The sequence below is a fragment of the Kitasatospora sp. Xyl93 genome, from assembly GCF_055383135.1.
The window spans coordinates 5,469,343-5,484,453 of record NZ_AP029185.1 but is presented as its reverse complement, the minus strand read 5'-3'; the positions used below and the strand labels follow the sequence as shown (position 1 = coordinate 5,484,453).

The window sequence follows — 15,111 nt, the reverse complement described above, 5'->3', positions numbered from 1 at the left end:
GTCCTAGGCAGGGAGTCGGGTCTGCGCGGCGGGCCCGTCGGCCCGGTCGCGGACCATCAGGGCGGCGCGTTTTCCGGGCAGGTCGAGTTCGGCGGCGGCCCGGAATCCGGCCCGCTCGAAGGCCCGGACGGACCGCCGGTTGCGGACGTCAGGTTCGGCCACCACCCGTTCGCAGCGCGGGTTCCGGCGGAGAATCAATTCTGCGAGCGCGGCCAGGAGGACGGCGCCCAGCCCGCGGCCGCGGCTGGCGGCCGGGCCGAGCAGCAGGTGCACGCCGGTGTCGTACGGCCGGGCCGGGTAGTGCGCGGCGAGCGGGTCGAGGTCGGCGCGGTAGACCTCCCAGTAGCTCATCGGCTCGCCGTCGAGCAGGCCGAGGCACGGGATGCTGCGGCCGTCGCCGTCCAGTTGGGCCCGGACGTGCCGCTCGGTGGCCTCCGGCGGCCCGGCCAGCTCCCAGAACGCGTCGACCTCGGGATCGTTCATCCAGCCGGCGAGCAGGGCGAGGTCGGCGGGCAGCCGGACCGGGGCGAGCCGGAACCCGCCGGCCGGGGTGGGGACGGCGCCCCACCCGGGCAGGTCGGGCGGCGCCACGTCACCGCGTTCGCCCGGGCGCGCGTCCTTCCGGTTCACGCTCCCCCAGCCTCCGGCCGGGGGAACCCCCACCGCTCGCCCGGGCACCCGGCCAGTGGGTTGGGGATGTCCACGTACACGGACTGGCTGGCGACCGGGCCGACCAGCTCGTCCATGCCGTTGATCCGGGTGAGCAGGTTGGCCTTGCAGGGCAGCGTGGGCGCGTCCAGCAGCAGCGCGGGCAGCGCCGAGCCGGTGGCGGCGGCCCGCGGGCCGGTCAGGAACCGGCGCAGCGCCGCCAGCAGCACCGTCTCGTCGGCGAGCCGCTGGGAGCCGAAGGCGCCGATCAGGCCGAGCACGTGGTTGATGCCGAGGTAGTAGGCGAAGTGGTGGTCGATCACCTCGTCCGGCAGGAAGGTGTCGCTGTCGGCGCCGAGCCCGGGCAGCCGGGCGGCGAGCCTCGCGGTGGCGCTCTCCCGGTAGTAGTAGCCCTGGTTGTCGCGGTAGCGGCCGCCGCAGGGCCAGCCCTCGGCGTCCAGCAGCACGAGGCTGTTCTGCTGGTGCGCCTCCAGGGCGATGCCGCCCCGGCCGTCCAGCCAGAGGATGGGCAGCACGACCGCGTCCAGGTAGCGCAGGAACCATTCGGCGGCCACGGTCGGCAGCGGGCGGGCGCAGCGGGCGGCGAGCGTCCGCAGGATGTCGCCGAGCCGGGAGGGCACGGTGTCGCCGGTGCCCAGCGGCTGTTCGGCGACCAGCCCGGCGACGCACAGGGCGCGGTCGGTGGGCGCGAAGGGCTGGGCGCGCAGCACGGTGTCCAGGCCGCCCGGGTCGCCGAGGGCGGGGTGGTCGACGCCGATCCAGGCCGGGTCGCGGACGATGTCGAAGCCGGGGTGGGCGGCCCGCCACTCGGCGGCCAGCCCGCTCTCCAGCAGCCGGTGCATCTCCAGGCCCCGGTGCAGTTCCTTGCGCAGGTTCTCCCGGCGGGAGTTGGTGATCCGCAGGCCGAGCGAGAGCTTGAGCATCCACGGGGTGCCGGGCCGGTAGACGGTGCGCACCGAGGAGGTGGGGTACCAGGGTTCGCCGGCCGGGCCGAGGTCGTGCAGCAGCCCGTCGGCGAGCAGGGCGGCGACGGCCGGGCGGTGGGCGAGTTCGCGGGCCTGCCAGGGGTGCAGCGGGAGGGCGGCGGTGCCGGGCGGCAGCGCCGTGCCGCCGTCGAGCAGGCCGGCGGTGAGCTGCTCGGCGCTCTCGGCGACGGCGGAGCCGGCCGCGAGCAGTTCGCGGTCCACGGCGTACCAGTGCAGTTGGAAGGAGCCGTGAAGTTCGGGCGAGTAGGCGGCGCTCTGGGCCGGGCCGAGGCCGTCGCGGCTCTTCGGCGTGGGGTGCAGCGGGTGGCCGAGCAGCAGGGACTGCTCGGCGGCGAGGAAGTGCGAGTGCTCCGGCCCGCCGGGGACGGCGGCGGTGCGGCGGTGGGCGAGGATCTCGGCGGTGCGCACGACCGAGTCGGCGACCCGGCCGGCCAGGTCGGCGACCTGTCCGGGGTCGGGCCGTTCGGCGGCCGCGGCGGCGAGCAGAGCGGCGGCGGTGACGGCGTCCACCGGGGCCTCGGCGGCGCCTTCGCCGGCCGCGAGGGTGGCGGGCCCGAAGCGGTGCCAGCCGCCGGGCGACCAGTAGCGGACCGGGGCGGTGAGCCGGGCGGCCCCGCCCAGGACGGCGATCCGCAGCCGGCCGTCCGGGCCGGGCCGGGCTCCGGTCTCCCGCGTCCAGCATCGCAACAGGGCCTCCAGCCCGGCCTGTTCGGCGGCGACGGCCGGGTCGGGGTGCAGCAGCAGGTCGTGGCCGTGGGCCGGTTCCGCGGTGGGCGGCGGTACGGGCGGGGCTCCGGTGAGGGCGGCGGTGCTCAAGGCTGCTCCTTGGGGCGCGTGGGGGTGCGGACGCGCTCTGTGGTGGAGGGGATCGGCGGGCGCTCGCACCGTCGCGTCAGGTAAGGGTTACCTATCCATGACGGGTGATCACAAGGACGGCTCACTCGTCCGGGTGAGAATCGGCGATTGTCCACATCTGGGACCGAATGCCCTGCTGAGCCGGTGGACCGGCCGGGCCGGGATCACGGATCGGTGACCTCCGGCCCGCACCGCAACCCGGGGGGCGGGCACCGCCGTCCTCGTCCGCGATGGAAGACTCCAGGGCGGGGGAGCGCCGCGCCGCGCACCGGCCGGGCACGCGCCGCCCGGGCGCGGGGCCACCGGCCCCGGCGCCGCCCGGCCGCCCGCACCACCCGGCGAGCCGGCACCGCCGAGCTCCGCCCAGCACCGCCCAGCACCGACCGACCGAGCACAGGGGGAAGCGCACAGATGCCATCGATCCACCGGTCAGCCCTGGCCGCCCTGGCCGCGGGCGCCCTGCTCGCCGTGAGCGCCTGCGGGCCGGACGGCCCGGCGGGCGGCAGGACCAGCCCCGCGCCGCCGCCCTCCTCCGCGGCGGCCGCGGGCTCGGGCGGCGCGATCGGCGGGATCACCCTCCCGTCCGGGCTGCCGACCAGCCTGCTGGAGGGGCTGCCCAGGAGCTGGGACGACCTGAAGAAGTGGAAGTTCGAGGACTGGGACAAGTGGGCGTCCAAGCACGTCTTCGACAACCCGGTGGTGAAGGACTTCTGGGACCCGGACAAGATGGGCGACTCCAGGCCCGCCGACCCGGCGCCGCCCGCCGCCAAGCCCGTCCCCACCACCCCCGCCCCCAGCACCCCCGGGCCGTCCGCTCCCGGGCCGTCCGCCGACGACGGCGTGACCGACCCCGATCCCCCGGTGGTCAAGGCCACGGCGATGCCCCGCCCGTACACCGGGCAGCCCTCCGGCAAGGTGTTCTTCTCCGCCAAGGGCGGCCGCGGCAACTGCTCGGCGACGGTGATCGGCGACCCGCGGCACCCGGGCCGGAGCAACCTGGTCTGGACGGCCGGCCACTGCGTGCACGAGGGCAGGGGCGGCGGCTTCTTCAAGGACCTGGTCTTCGTGCCCGCCTACAACAACTCGGGCGCCTCCAGCGGCGGCAAGCGGGCCCCGCTGTCCGAGCTGGCCCCGCTCGGCACCTGGTGGGCCGACCAGGTCACCACCTCGCCGCAGTGGATGGTCGAGGGCGGCGGCAGCGGCGACGCCGCCAACCAGTACGACTTCGCGGTCATGCGCGTGCACAACCAGAACGACACCGGCAAGTCCCTGGAGGAGACGGTCGGTTCGGCCGTCCCGGTCTGGTTCGACGCGCCGCGCGACCGGCTCGACGTGTCGGCCGTCGGCTACCCGCTGGTCAAGCCGTTCGACGGCCAGGAGCTGTACCGGTGCGACGGCGGCAAGCCGACCCGGCTCTCCTTCGACGCCAAGCGTCCGACGATGCTGACCATCGGCTGCGACATGACCCAGGGCGCCAGCGGCGGCGGCTGGTTCGCCAAGATGCCCGACGGCAGGACCGCCCTGGTCAGCAACACCTCGATCGGCACCCCGGAGCACACCTCGCTGAGCGGCCCGTACCTGGAGGCGGTCGCCCGGCAGGCGCTGGACTGGATCTCCAAGAAGTAGCCGGGCCTCCGCGGCCGGCAGCCGCTCCGAGGAAGCAGCCGCCACCGGGGGGCGGTGACGGAACCACCAGCACAGCACGGGGGGACGAGCCCGCATGCCGAGAACCACCAGCCGGGGTCGCCGGGCCGCGACGGCCGGCGCCGCGCTGCTCACCGCGCTCGCGCTGGGGGCGGCCGGGTGCGGGCCGGACGGCCCCGCCCGGCCCGCCACCGCGCCCCTCGCCCTGCCCCGGTCCGCACCCACCAGCCTGGGCGACCTGTCCGGCTGGAAGGTCGAGGACTGGGCGCGCCACGTCGCCGGCAGCGCCTTCGCCAACGACGCGCCGCCCGGCTCCTGGCCGGCGGCCCGGATGGACGCCGCCCGGGGCCGGCCCATCCCGGAGTACTCCCTGACCGCCCCCGCGGCGGACGGCGTCGAACGGGACGCCCCGCCCGCCGCCGTGCCGGCCGTGCCGCAGCCGCACCCGTACGGCCCGGTCGGCTCGGTGGTCGGCCGGCTCTTCGCGGCCACGCCGCAGGGCGACGCGGCCTGCTCCGCCACCGTGGTCTCCGACCCGGTCAACCCGGGCCGCAGCGACCTCGTCCTCACCGCCGCCCACTGCCTGCACGAGGGCAAGGGCGGCGGCTGGCTGCGGAACCTGGTCTTCGTGCCCGGCTTCAACCGGGACGGCCAGATGGTCCACGGCAAGCCGAACCCCGACCAGCGCGCCGCCCCGTACGGCCGGTGGACGGTGGTGCGCGCGCTGGTCTCGCCGACCTGGCTCCAGGAGAGCGGCGTCGGTGCCCACCACCAGTACGACTACGGCATCCTGCGGGTGCGCGGGGAGGACGGCTCCGGGAGGTCCCTGGAGGAGACGGTCGGCGGCTCGGTGCCGATCTGGTTCAACGCCCCGCGCGACCTGATCACCGCGGTCGCCGCGTACGGCTACCCGGCCGAGCGGCCGTCCGACGGCCTGCGGCTCGCCCACTGCGACTCCCCGGTCGCGCCCGGGCGGCTCTCCTTCGACCGGAACCGCCCGCCGCTGTACGTGATCGGCTGCACCATGACGGCCGGCTCCGGCGGCGGCGGCTGGTTCGTCACCAGGGACGGCAAGCCCAACCTGATCAGCGTCGGAGCCCTCGGCGACCGCGACCCGGCCGGCTACCAGGCCGGGCCCGCCCTGCAGGACCAGGCGAAGCAGGCCTTCGACTACTTCGCCAAGAACGTCAGGTAGCCGCCATCGGGAGGACGGCGAAGGGCCCCGGGACGACGGTTCGTCCCGGGGCCCTTCGGCGCGCTACCGCTCAGCCCTGCAGGGCCACCGCGAAGTACTCCAGCTCGGCGGCCAGTTCGGCCGGCACCTTGGCGTGCAGCAGGGTGCCCTCGCCGGTGTGCTCGGTGGAGAGCAGCTCGCCCTCGGCGTGCACCCGGGAGACCAGCGCGCCCTGGGTGTAGGGCACCAGGGCCCGCACCTCGACCGCCGGACGCGGCAGTTCGTCGTCGATGAGCTGCAGCAGTTCCTCGATGCCCGCGCCGCTGCGGGCCGACACCACGATGGCGTGCGGCTCGCGGCGCAGCAGGCGCTGGAGGACGTGCGGATCGGCGGCGTCCGCCTTGTTGATCACCACGATCTCCGGCACGTTCTGCGCGTCGACCGAGACGATGACCTCGCGGACGGCGGCCAGCTGCGTCTCCGGCTCGGGGTGCGAGCCGTCCACCACGTGCAGGATGAGGTCCGCGTCGGCGACCTCCTCCATGGTCGAGCGGAAGGCCTCGACCAGGTGGTGCGGCAGGTGCCGGACGAAGCCGACGGTGTCGGCCAGGGTGTAGAGCCGCCCGCTCGGGGTCTCGGCCCGGCGGACCGTCGGGTCCAGGGTGGCGAACAGGGCGTTCTCCACCAGCACGCCCGCGCCGGTGAGCCGGTTGAGCAGGGAGGACTTGCCGGCGTTGGTGTACCCGGCGATGGCCACGGACGGCACCTGGTGGCGCTTGCGCTCCTGGCGCTTGGTGTCGCGGCCCTTCTTCATGTCGGCGATCTCCTTGCGGAGCTTCGCCATCTTCTCGCGGATCCGGCGCCGGTCCGTCTCGATCTTGGTCTCACCGGGACCGCGGGTGGCCATGCCGCCGCCCGAGGAGCCGGAGCCACCGCCACCCATCTGCCGGGACAGCGACTGACCCCAGCCGCGCAGGCGCGGCAGCATGTACTGCATCTGCGCGAGCGAGACCTGCGCCTTGCCCTCCCGGGACTTGGCGTGCTGGGCGAAGATGTCCAGGATCAGGGCCGTCCGGTCGACGACCTTGACCTTGACCACGTCCTCCAGGTGGATCAGCTGGCCGGGGGTGAGCTCACCGTCGCAGACCACGGTGTCGGCACCGGTGGCGGCGACGATGTCGCGCAGCTCCTTGGCCTTGCCGGAGCCGATGTAGGTGGCCGCGTCGGGCTTGTCACGGCGCTGGATGACGCCGTCCAGCACCTGGGAACCGGCCGTCTCGGCGAGCGCGGCGAGCTCGGCCATCGAGTTCTCCGCCTCCTCCAGCGTGCCGTCGGTCCAGACGCCGACGAGGACCACGCGCTCCAGGCGGAGCTGGCGGTACTCGACCTCGGTGACGTCTTCGAGTTCGGTGGAGAGGCCGGCGACCCGGCGCAGGGCGGCGCGCTCGCTGCGGTCGTACTGGTCGCCGTCGTAGTGGTGGCCGAGGTCCTCGTCGATAGCCGCGAGGTCCTCGTCCATGAGGGCTTCCGCCCGCAGACCGTCGAGGCGGCGCGGAGCGTCGGCGTGGTCGCGGGTGTCGAACGTGGAGGTCATTCTGTCCTTTGGCTCGCTGGTACGGATTGGCTTCGGGGACCGCGGTGGCGGTCCCGTACGGAGTCTGCCCAGCTGCCGCCCCGGCTACCGTCCGGGCGGGGTGAGCTACCCCTCAGGCCCCCGGGTTCCGCCCCGGGCTCCTGTGCCCGGAGAACGCCGTGGACCGGCCGTGAATTCCCCATGATGGTCGCACGCCGTGCGCGGGGCGGTCATCCCCATTTCCCCCGGGCCACCGGGCCGAGCGGCCGCTCCCCCGGCTCCCGGCCCGTCTCCGGGGCGTGCGGGCGGCTCACGTCGTAGACCCCGGAGACCTTGAGCATCGCCCGCATCAGCCCCGGCAGCGCGGCCGGCTCGGGCAGTTCCACGGTGTAGGTGTGCCGGACCCGGGACTCCTGCGGCGGCTCGACCTCGGCCGAGACGATGCCGACGCCCGCACCGGAGATCGCCGCGGTGAGGTCGGCGAGCAGCCGGGGCCGGTTCAACGCCTCGGCCCGCAGGGTGGCCCGGTGCCCGGCCGCCGGCGCGCCCTCCGCCTGCCAGCGGACCTCCAGCTCGGCCCGCCCGTCCGCGCGCATCCGCTCCCCCGCCGGACAGCCGGTGCGGTGCACCGCGACCGCGCCGCCGCGAATCGGGTAGCCGGTCACCTCGTCCGGCGGCACCGGGGTGCAGCAGCGCGCCAGCCGGACCGACGCCCCGGGCCGTCCGGCCACCGCGACCGGGGCCACCCGCCGCTCGGCGGCCGGGCGCCCGGGCGGGGCGGGCTGGCCGCCGGCCGGGCCGGTGCGGACCACCGGCTGGCGGGCCGGGTGGTCGGCCAGCCAGCGCTCGATGGCCAGCCGGGCGGCCGGGGTGCGGGCGTGCGCCAGCCACTCGGGGGCGGGGCCGGAGGGCTGCCCGCCGCCGGCCGGGAGGGTCTCGGTGAGCACCGCGATCTGGTCGCCGTCCTCCAGCACCGTGGACAGCGCGGTGAGCCGCCCGTTGACCCGCGCGCCGATGCAGCGGTGGCCGGTCTCCTCGCCGAGCAGGTAGGCCGCGTCCACGCAGGTGGCGCCGGCCCTCAGCTGAAGCGTTTCGCCGCCCTCCGTCACCACGGTGATCTCGCGGTCGCCGGCCAGGTCGGCGGTGAGCGCGGACCAGAAGGCGTCCGGGTCGGGCGTCTCCTGCTGCCACTCCAGCAGCCGGCTGAGCCAGCCCGGGCGGGCCGGGTCGGTGCGGTCCAGCTCGTCGGCGTCCTGCACGGCGCCGGCCGGGGACGGATCGCCGAGCGCGACCACCCCGGTCTCGGCCACCTCGTGCATCCGCCGGGTGCGGACCAGCACCTCGACCACCGCGCCGCCGCTGAGCGCCACGGCGGTGTGCAGCGACTGGTAGAGGTTGAACTTGGGCGCGGCCACGAAGTCCTTGAACTCCCCGGGCAGCGGCGTCCAGCAGGTGTGCAGCTCGCCGAGCACCGCGTAGCAGTCGGCGTTCTCCTCGACCACCACCAGCAGCCGCCCGAAGTCGGCCGGCCGCGGTCCCTGCGGCCGCCCGTCCGGCCCGGGCACGGCGGCCCGCCGGAGCAGCACCCGGTGCAGCGAGACGCAGTGCCGCGGCCGGACGGTCACCTCGGCGGGCACCCCGGCCTCGGCCAGCTGGCGGGCCAGCTGCCGGGCGAAGGGCTCCAGCAGGGCGTCCGGCTGGTCCTCGTGACCAGCCATCAGGGCGCGGGTGCGGGCGTGCTCCTCGGGGTGCAGGGTGGCGAAGACGATGTCCTCCAGCTCCGCCTTGAGCACCTGGATGCCGAGCCGTTCGGCCAGCGGGATCAGCACGTCCCGGGTGACCTTGGCGATCCGCACCTGGCTGGCCGGCTTCATGTGCCGGATGGTGCGCATGTTGTGCAGCCGGTCGGCCAGCTTGATCACCATCACCCGGACGTCGTCCCCGGTGGCGACCAGCATCTTGCGGAAGGTCTCGGCCTCGGCGGCGGCGCCGAAGTCGACCTTCTCCAGTTTCGTCACCCCGTCGACCAGGTAGGCGACTTCGGGCCCGAACCCGGCACCCACCTGGTCCAGCGTCAACTCGGTGTCCTCGACCGTGTCGTGGAGCAGCGAGGCGACCAGGGTGGTCGTCCCGGCGCCGAGTTGGGCCAGGATCATGGTGACGGCCAGCGGGTGGGTGATGTACGGCTCGCCGCTCTTGCGCTTCTGGCCGCGGTGGCTGGCCTCGGCGAGCCGGTACGCCCGGGCGAGCAGGCCGAGGTCGGCCTGCGGGTGGTGCCGGCGGTGGACCCGGACGAGCGGCTCCAGGGCGTCCGGCACGGCCGGCCGGCCGGTGGCGAGCAACGCGGCCCGCCCGGCCCGGCCGAGCGCGGCCCGGCCGAGCTCCCCGAGGGGCCTCCTGGCCCCGGCCTGCCGTACGGTCGTCGGCTGCCCCGTGAGGGACTGCCCGGCTTCGATGGTCATCGGCACCTCCGGCAACGGTCACCGGGCGCCGCCCCTCCTGAGGGGGTGATCTTGCTACCCCTCCCCAGGGGTGATCGACCCGGTGGTCCATGCTACCGAGCAGAGCACGTTCCGCGACGCCCTGATTCCCGTCCGCGACCGGTATCACCCGATCGGGGGGATTCGTCACCGCACGAATTGGGCAAACCGGGCCGCCCGTCCCCGCCGGGCCTCAGCGCACCGACTCCCACCAGCGCCCGTCCAGCCGTCCCTCGGCGACGATCACCGCCGGACCGGTCATCTCCACCCGGCCGTCCGGGTGCTCGGTGATGACCAGCCGGCCGCCCAGCACGTCCACGGTGTACGAGACCGCCTCGCCGGTGACCGCCGGATCGGCACCGTCCCGACGGATGGCCGCCACCGCCACCGCGCAGGCGCCGGTGCCGCAGGAGCGGGTCTCGCCCGAGCCGCGCTCGTGCACCCGCATCGCGACGTGCCGCGGCCCGCGGTCCACCACGAACTCGACGTTGACGCCCTCCGGGTAGGCGCTCGCGGGGCTGGTGAGCGGCGCGGCGTACAGATCGCCGGCGTGCTCCAGGCTCTCCACGAAGGCCACCGCGTGCGGGTTGCCCATGTTGACGTTCAGGGCCGGCCAGCGCCGCTCGCCGACCGCGACCTCGATGCCGTCCGGCCCGGGCAGCCGGGCCCGGCCCATGTCGATGGTGACGTCGCCGGGCGTGCCGTCCGCGGCGGCCTCGGCGACCTTCGCCGTGAGCACCCCGGAGCGGGTGGCGACGGCCAGTTCGCCGGGCTCGGCCAGACCGGCGTCGACCAGGAAGCGGGCGAAGACCCGCAGGCCGTTGCCGCACATCTCGGCGACGCTGCCGTCCGAGTTGCGGTAGTCCATGAACCACTCGGCCCGGTCGGCCATCCCCGCGGCGGCCGGGTCGGCGGCGGCGCGCACCACGCGCAGCAGCCCGTCCCCGCCGACGCCGGCCCGCCGGTCGCACAGCGCGGCGACGGTCTCGGGACCGATCTCCAGCGCGCCGTCCGGGTCGGGGACGATGACGAAGTCGTTCTGGGTGCCGTGCCCCTTGAAGAAGGCGATGCCGCCCTGCCGGGGAGAGGATGCGCTCACCCCTCCGATGGTACTGAGCGGCGATCCGCCCGCTCGGCGCAGGGAGGCGTTCACCGCCGGGAGGCGTTCAGCGCACGCTCAGCGCAGGTAGGCGACCCGCCAGACCGCGAGCGCGCAGGCGGCCACCGCGATCAGGGTGTAGACCACGATCGCCTTCCAGCCGGCCCGCTTGCCGGAGCCCCGGCGCGGCAGCCCCGGCCACTTGTAGCCGGCGTGCCGGGCGGCCATCGCGCCCCAGCCGACCGAGGCGGCGGTGAACAGCAGCCCGAGCATCCCGACCATGGTGGCGCGCGCCCCGGCCGAGCCGAAGGCGAGCGGGAAGGCGAACATCAGCGAGCCGAGGGTGCCCAGCAGGGCGATCGGCAGCGTCTGCCACCAGCGCAGCCGGCGCAGCGGGCGGATCTCCCGCTCGTGCACCGCGGCGTCGGGCGGGGTTCGGGTGTCCAGGGCGGGCACCGCGACCGCGTAGGAGGTCGGCGCCTCCAGGCCGGTCAGCACGGGGAGGTCGCCCATCGTCGACTCGTCGAACTCCTCGGCCGGGGCGGTGACGCTTCCGCTCTGGCCGGATTCGGGGCCGGTACCCGTCGACACACGGCCTCCCCTGACAGTTCGACACGAGCGGACTCGCGGCCGGGCACGGTCGGCCCGTCCGGCCGACCCCTACGGCATCGATGATGGCATGTCCAGGGAGGCGTTCCGGGCCTGACCGGGGTCGACGGGTGATCCGTGGCCATCACGTGATCGGGCCGTGACCGTCGGTTCGTCCTGCACGGTCGCCTGCGCGCGCAGGTGCACCGCCGGATTGGCCGGAAACCCTTCCTACGCGGCCGGAACTCCCTGACGGCCGATCAGTTCGAGGGACCGTTCCAGCAGCTCGACGGGGTCGGTTCCGGCAGGCCGGGAGAGCCAGTTGATCCGGTCGTCGCGGCGGAACCAGGACTCCTGACGGCGGGCGAAGCGCTTGGTGGCCCGGACGGTCTCGGCCCGCGCCTCCTCCTCGGTGCACCCGCCGGCGAAGTGGTCGAGCAGTTGCTGGTAGCCGAGCGCCCGGGAGGCGGTCCGCCCCTCCCGCAGCCCGGCCTTCTCCAGTTCCCGCACCTCGTCCGGCAGTCCGGCCTCCCACATCCGGTCGACCCGCAGCGCGATCCGCTCGTCCAGTTCGGGCCGCGGCACGGCGACGCCGATCTGCACCGCCTCGTAGACGGCGGTGTTGCTCGGCAGGTTGGCGGTGAACGGCTGCCCGGTGATCTCGATGACCTCCAGGGCGCGGACGATCCGCCGGCCGTTGGTGGTGAGGATCGCCTCCGCGGCGGCCGGGTCCAGCTCGGCCAGCCGCCGGTGCAGCGCGTACGGGCCGGCCTGCTCCAGCTCGGCCTCCAGCCGGGCCCGCACCGCCGGGTCGGTGCCCGGGAACTCCATCTCGTCGATCGCCGCCCGGACGTACAGCCCGGAGCCGCCGACCAGGACGGGAGGGCGGCCGGCGGCGAGCAGCCGGTCGATCTCGGCCCGGGCCAGCCGCTGGTACTCGGCGACGCTGGCGGCCTCGGTGACGTCCCAGATGTCCAGCAGGTGGTGCGGCACTCCCCCGCGCTCGGCCATGGTGAGCTTGGCGGTGCCGATGTCCATGCCCCGGTACAGCTGCATCGAGTCGGTGTTGATCACCTCGCCGTCGAGGCTGCGGGCGATGGCGACGGCCAGGTCGGACTTGCCCGCGGCGGTCGCGCCGACGACGCAGATCACACGGGGAGGGGCGACACGCGGGGTACTGGAGCTGCTCACCGCTCCAGTCTCGCACCGGCCCGGTCCGGGAGGGCCCGGGCCGGTGCGGACCGGGCTGCCACCGGCCCGCTGCTGCGCGACGATATGACTGTTTCCTGGATGTTTTCCGGACATTTCTCCGATCGGGTCCGGTTTGCGAACGCTTCGCCGGGCACGGTCGTTGTCCGGGGGACAGCGGATGAAGGAGATCGCCATGGGTCTGATGGACAACCTCAAGGGCAAGGCCGAGGAGCTCAAGGGCAAGGCCGGCGAGTTCGCCGGCAAGCACAGCGACCAGATCGAGAAGGTCGTGGACAAGGCCGGCGGCGCGATCGACAAGGCGACCAAGGGCAAGTACAGCGACAAGATCGAGCACGGCGCCGGCAAGGCCAAGGACGCGGTCGACGACTTCGCCCACAAGCCGAAGCCGGGCGACGAGGGTCAGCCGCCCCCGCGCTCCTGAAGCCCTAGGACCAGGACGCCACGAAGTACCCGACCCCGTACGGCGCGTCCTGGTAGCCCAGCCGTCCGGTGAGGCCGGCGCCCTCCGCGGCGCCGGCCAGCACCTGCCAGGGCGCCCGGCCGTCGGCCTTGAGCTCGGCGGCCAGGCCCGGGTCCAGCGCGGCCAGGGCGGGCAGGTCGGCCGTGCCCAGGGCGGCGGCCAGGGCGGTGTCGTAGCCCTCGGCCCGCTCGTCCAGGTAGCCGGGCGACTTCACCGTGCGGCAGGCGCTGCCGTCGCCGAGCACCAGCAGCGCGACCCGGTCGGCCAGACCGGCCAGGCCCTGGCCGAGGCCGAGCATCCGGTCGGCGGGGGCGTCGGCGGGCACCGCGCAGGCGTGCGTCGGCAGCGTCACCCCGGCGCGCTCCAGCAGCCAGGCGCCGACGGTCAGCGAGGGGGCCAGCTCCGGCCCCTCGACCCGGCCGCCGGGCAGTTTGGCGACCAGCGGCACCCCGTAGCGGTGGAAGGAGCCGGCCCCACCCTCGGTCCACACCTCGGCCGCCGGCCCGGTGCCGACCACCACGACCAGCTGCGGTCCGGCCGCGACCAGCGCCGCCAGGGCGTCGTCGCAGGCCGCGCGCAGGCCGTCCAGCTCGGGCGCGGCCCCGGCGGCGACCTCGGGGACGAGCAGGGGCGGACAGGGGCACACGGCGGCGGCTACCAGCATGTGGATCACTCTAGCCAACGACGGCGGCCCGGCCCGCTGTTCGCCCGCCCGCCCCCGAACCGAAGCGGCGCGGCCCGGACCGCCCGGGCCGCCGCCACGGGCGGTGGGTCAGTCGCCGCAGCAGGCCCCGCCCGCCGGCACGGCCTGCGGCAGTTCCGCCGGGGCGCCGATCTTCGGCAGGCCGAGCATCACGCCGGCCGGCTTGGCGGCGGCCGCGGCCTGGCGCTTCTCCCAGGCGTCGCCGGCCCGGGTGCGGCGCACCGCGAGCGCCGGGCCCTCGGCGAGCAGGTGGTGCGGGGCGGCGTAGGTGATCTCGACGGTCACCATGTCGCCCGGCCGCACCGGCTCCTCGGGCTTGCTGAAGTGCACCAGCCGGTTGTCGGGCGCCCGGCCCGAGAGGCGCTGGGTCCGGTCGTCCTTCTTGCCCTCGCCCTCGGCGACCAGGATCTCCAGGGTCCGGCCGACCTGCTTCTTGTTCTCCTCCCAGGAGATCTCCTCCTGGAGGGCGATCAGCCGGTCGTAGCGGGCCTGCACGACCGCCTTCGGCACCTGGTCCGCCATCTCCGCGGCGGGGGTGCCGGGGCGCTTGGAGTACTGGAAGGTGAAGGCGTTGGTGAAGCGGGCCTCGCGGACGACGTGCATCGTCTCCTCGAAGTCCTCCTCGGTCTCGCCGGGGAAGCCGACGATGATGTCGGTGGAGATGGCCGCGTCCGGCATCGCCTCGCGGACCTTGCGGATGATCCCGAGGAAACGCTCCTGCCGGTAGGAGCGGCGCATCGCCTTGAGCACCCGGTCCGAGCCGGACTGCAGCGGCATGTGCAGCTGGTGCATCACGCTCGGGGTCTCGGCCATCGCGGCGATCACGTCGTCGGTGAAGTCGCGCGGGTGCGGCGAGGTGAAGCGGATCCGCTCCAGGCCCTCGACCTGGCCGGCCGCGCGCAGCAGCTTGGAGAAGGCCTCGCGGTCGCCCAGGTCGGAGCCGTAGGCGTTGACGTTCTGGCCGAGCAGGGTCACCTCGATGACGCCCTCGTCCACCAGCGCCTCGATCTCGGCGAGGACGTCGCCGGGGCGGCGGTCCTCCTCCTTGCCGCGCAGCGCGGGGACGATGCAGAAGGTGCAGGTGTTGTTGCAGCCGACCGAGATGGCGACCCAGGCGGCGTAGGCGGACTCGCGGCGGGTCGGCAGGGTGGAGGGGAAGGTCTCCAGCGACTCCAGGATCTCGACCTGGGCCTCGCGCTCGACCGCGGCCCGCTCCAGCAGCGCCGGCAGGTGGCCGATGTTGTGGGTGCCGAAGACCACGTCCACCCAGGGGGCGCGCTTGACGATCGTCTCCCGGTCCTTCTGGGCCAGGCAGCCGCCGACGGCGATCTGCATGCCCTTGTGGCGGGTCTTGACCGGCGCGAGCTGGCCGAGGTTGCCGTACAGCTTGTTGTCGGCGTTCTCGCGCACCGCGCAGGTGTTGAACACCACCAGGTCCGGGTCGCCCTCGGGCCCGGCCTTGACGTACCCCGCGTCCTCCAGCAGGCCGGACAGCCGCTCGGAGTCGTGGACGTTCATCTGGCAGCCGTGCGTGACGACCTTGTAGCTCTTCAATCCGCTCTCACCGCTCACCAGACCAGGGTACGGGCAGTGGCGAAGCGCTTTTCCCGGAGCTTCCACCCCCCGTTCCACTCCCGTTCCGCCGGAGCGCCTGGCAGTATCCCTGCC

Annotated in this window: 12 protein-coding genes; 3 read left to right on the top strand and 9 right to left on the bottom strand. The window is 74.8% G+C overall.

The window, feature by feature from the left end:
• Positions 1-3: 3 nt before the first annotated feature.
• A complete protein-coding gene (locus tag ACZ5GH_RS24360) occupies positions 4-678 on the bottom strand; it encodes a GNAT family N-acetyltransferase (protein WP_464335227.1) in 675 nt (224 codons plus the stop codon).
• Entirely contained in the window at positions 627-2,540 is a 1,914-nt protein-coding gene (locus ACZ5GH_RS24355; protein ID WP_387759479.1) for an IucA/IucC family protein, read from the bottom strand. Before ACZ5GH_RS24355 ends, ACZ5GH_RS24360 begins: the two co-directional genes overlap by 52 nt.
• Before the next feature lie 381 nt (positions 2,541-2,921).
• Here ACZ5GH_RS24355 and ACZ5GH_RS24350 point away from each other — a divergent pair, with 381 nt between their 5' ends.
• Together ACZ5GH_RS24350 and ACZ5GH_RS24345 are read left to right on the top strand one after the other, a co-directional pair.
• Positions 2,922-4,136, top strand: coding sequence for a trypsin-like serine peptidase (locus ACZ5GH_RS24350; protein WP_464335226.1), 1,215 nt, complete (start codon positions 2,922-2,924; stop codon positions 4,134-4,136).
• A 94-nt stretch (positions 4,137-4,230) separates the two neighbouring features.
• The gene (locus ACZ5GH_RS24345; protein WP_464335225.1) at positions 4,231-5,349 is read left to right on the top strand and encodes a trypsin-like serine peptidase; all 1,119 of its coding nucleotides are present in this window, start codon (positions 4,231-4,233) and stop codon (positions 5,347-5,349) included.
• 70 nt (positions 5,350-5,419) lie between these two features.
• Here ACZ5GH_RS24345 and hflX read toward each other — a convergent pair whose 3' ends face one another.
• The 5 genes from hflX to miaA all read right to left on the bottom strand — a co-directional run bounded on the left by hflX (position 5,420) and on the right by miaA (position 12,259).
• On the bottom strand, positions 5,420-6,922 hold the full coding sequence (gene hflX / locus ACZ5GH_RS24340) for a GTPase HflX (protein WP_387759474.1): 1,503 nt from the start codon (positions 6,920-6,922) through the stop codon (positions 5,420-5,422).
• A gap of 209 nt (positions 6,923-7,131) precedes the next feature.
• Entirely contained in the window at positions 7,132-9,363 is a 2,232-nt protein-coding gene (locus ACZ5GH_RS24335; RefSeq protein ID WP_464335224.1) for a RelA/SpoT family protein, read from the bottom strand.
• A gap of 211 nt (positions 9,364-9,574) precedes the next feature.
• On the bottom strand, positions 9,575-10,480 hold the full coding sequence (gene dapF, locus ACZ5GH_RS24330; RefSeq protein WP_387759470.1) for a diaminopimelate epimerase: 906 nt from the start codon (positions 10,478-10,480) through the stop codon (positions 9,575-9,577).
• A gap of 78 nt (positions 10,481-10,558) precedes the next feature.
• Positions 10,559-11,071: a hypothetical protein gene (locus ACZ5GH_RS24325; protein ID WP_387759469.1), complete on the bottom strand. Its 513-nt coding sequence runs from the start codon at positions 11,069-11,071 to the stop codon at positions 10,559-10,561.
• 228 nt (positions 11,072-11,299) lie between these two features.
• The gene (miaA, locus tag ACZ5GH_RS24320) at positions 11,300-12,259 is read right to left on the bottom strand and encodes a tRNA (adenosine(37)-N6)-dimethylallyltransferase MiaA (RefSeq protein ID WP_387759467.1); all 960 of its coding nucleotides are present in this window, start codon (positions 12,257-12,259) and stop codon (positions 11,300-11,302) included.
• A gap of 193 nt (positions 12,260-12,452) precedes the next feature.
• On the opposite strand from miaA, the gene ACZ5GH_RS24315 reads away from it, so the two are divergent.
• Positions 12,453-12,701 (top strand): antitoxin, encoded by a 249-nt coding sequence (locus ACZ5GH_RS24315; protein WP_464335223.1) that lies wholly within the window; start codon positions 12,453-12,455, stop codon positions 12,699-12,701.
• A gap of 4 nt (positions 12,702-12,705) precedes the next feature.
• Here ACZ5GH_RS24315 and ACZ5GH_RS24310 read toward each other — a convergent pair whose 3' ends face one another.
• Both ACZ5GH_RS24310 and miaB read right to left on the bottom strand, forming a co-directional pair.
• Positions 12,706-13,404, bottom strand: coding sequence for a class III extradiol dioxygenase subunit B-like domain-containing protein (locus ACZ5GH_RS24310; protein WP_387759463.1), 699 nt, complete (start codon positions 13,402-13,404; stop codon positions 12,706-12,708).
• 108 nt (positions 13,405-13,512) lie between these two features.
• Positions 13,513-15,015 (bottom strand): tRNA (N6-isopentenyl adenosine(37)-C2)-methylthiotransferase MiaB, encoded by a 1,503-nt coding sequence (gene miaB / locus ACZ5GH_RS24305; RefSeq protein WP_387759462.1) that lies wholly within the window; start codon positions 15,013-15,015, stop codon positions 13,513-13,515.
• Between the last annotated feature and the right edge of the window lie 96 nt (positions 15,016-15,111).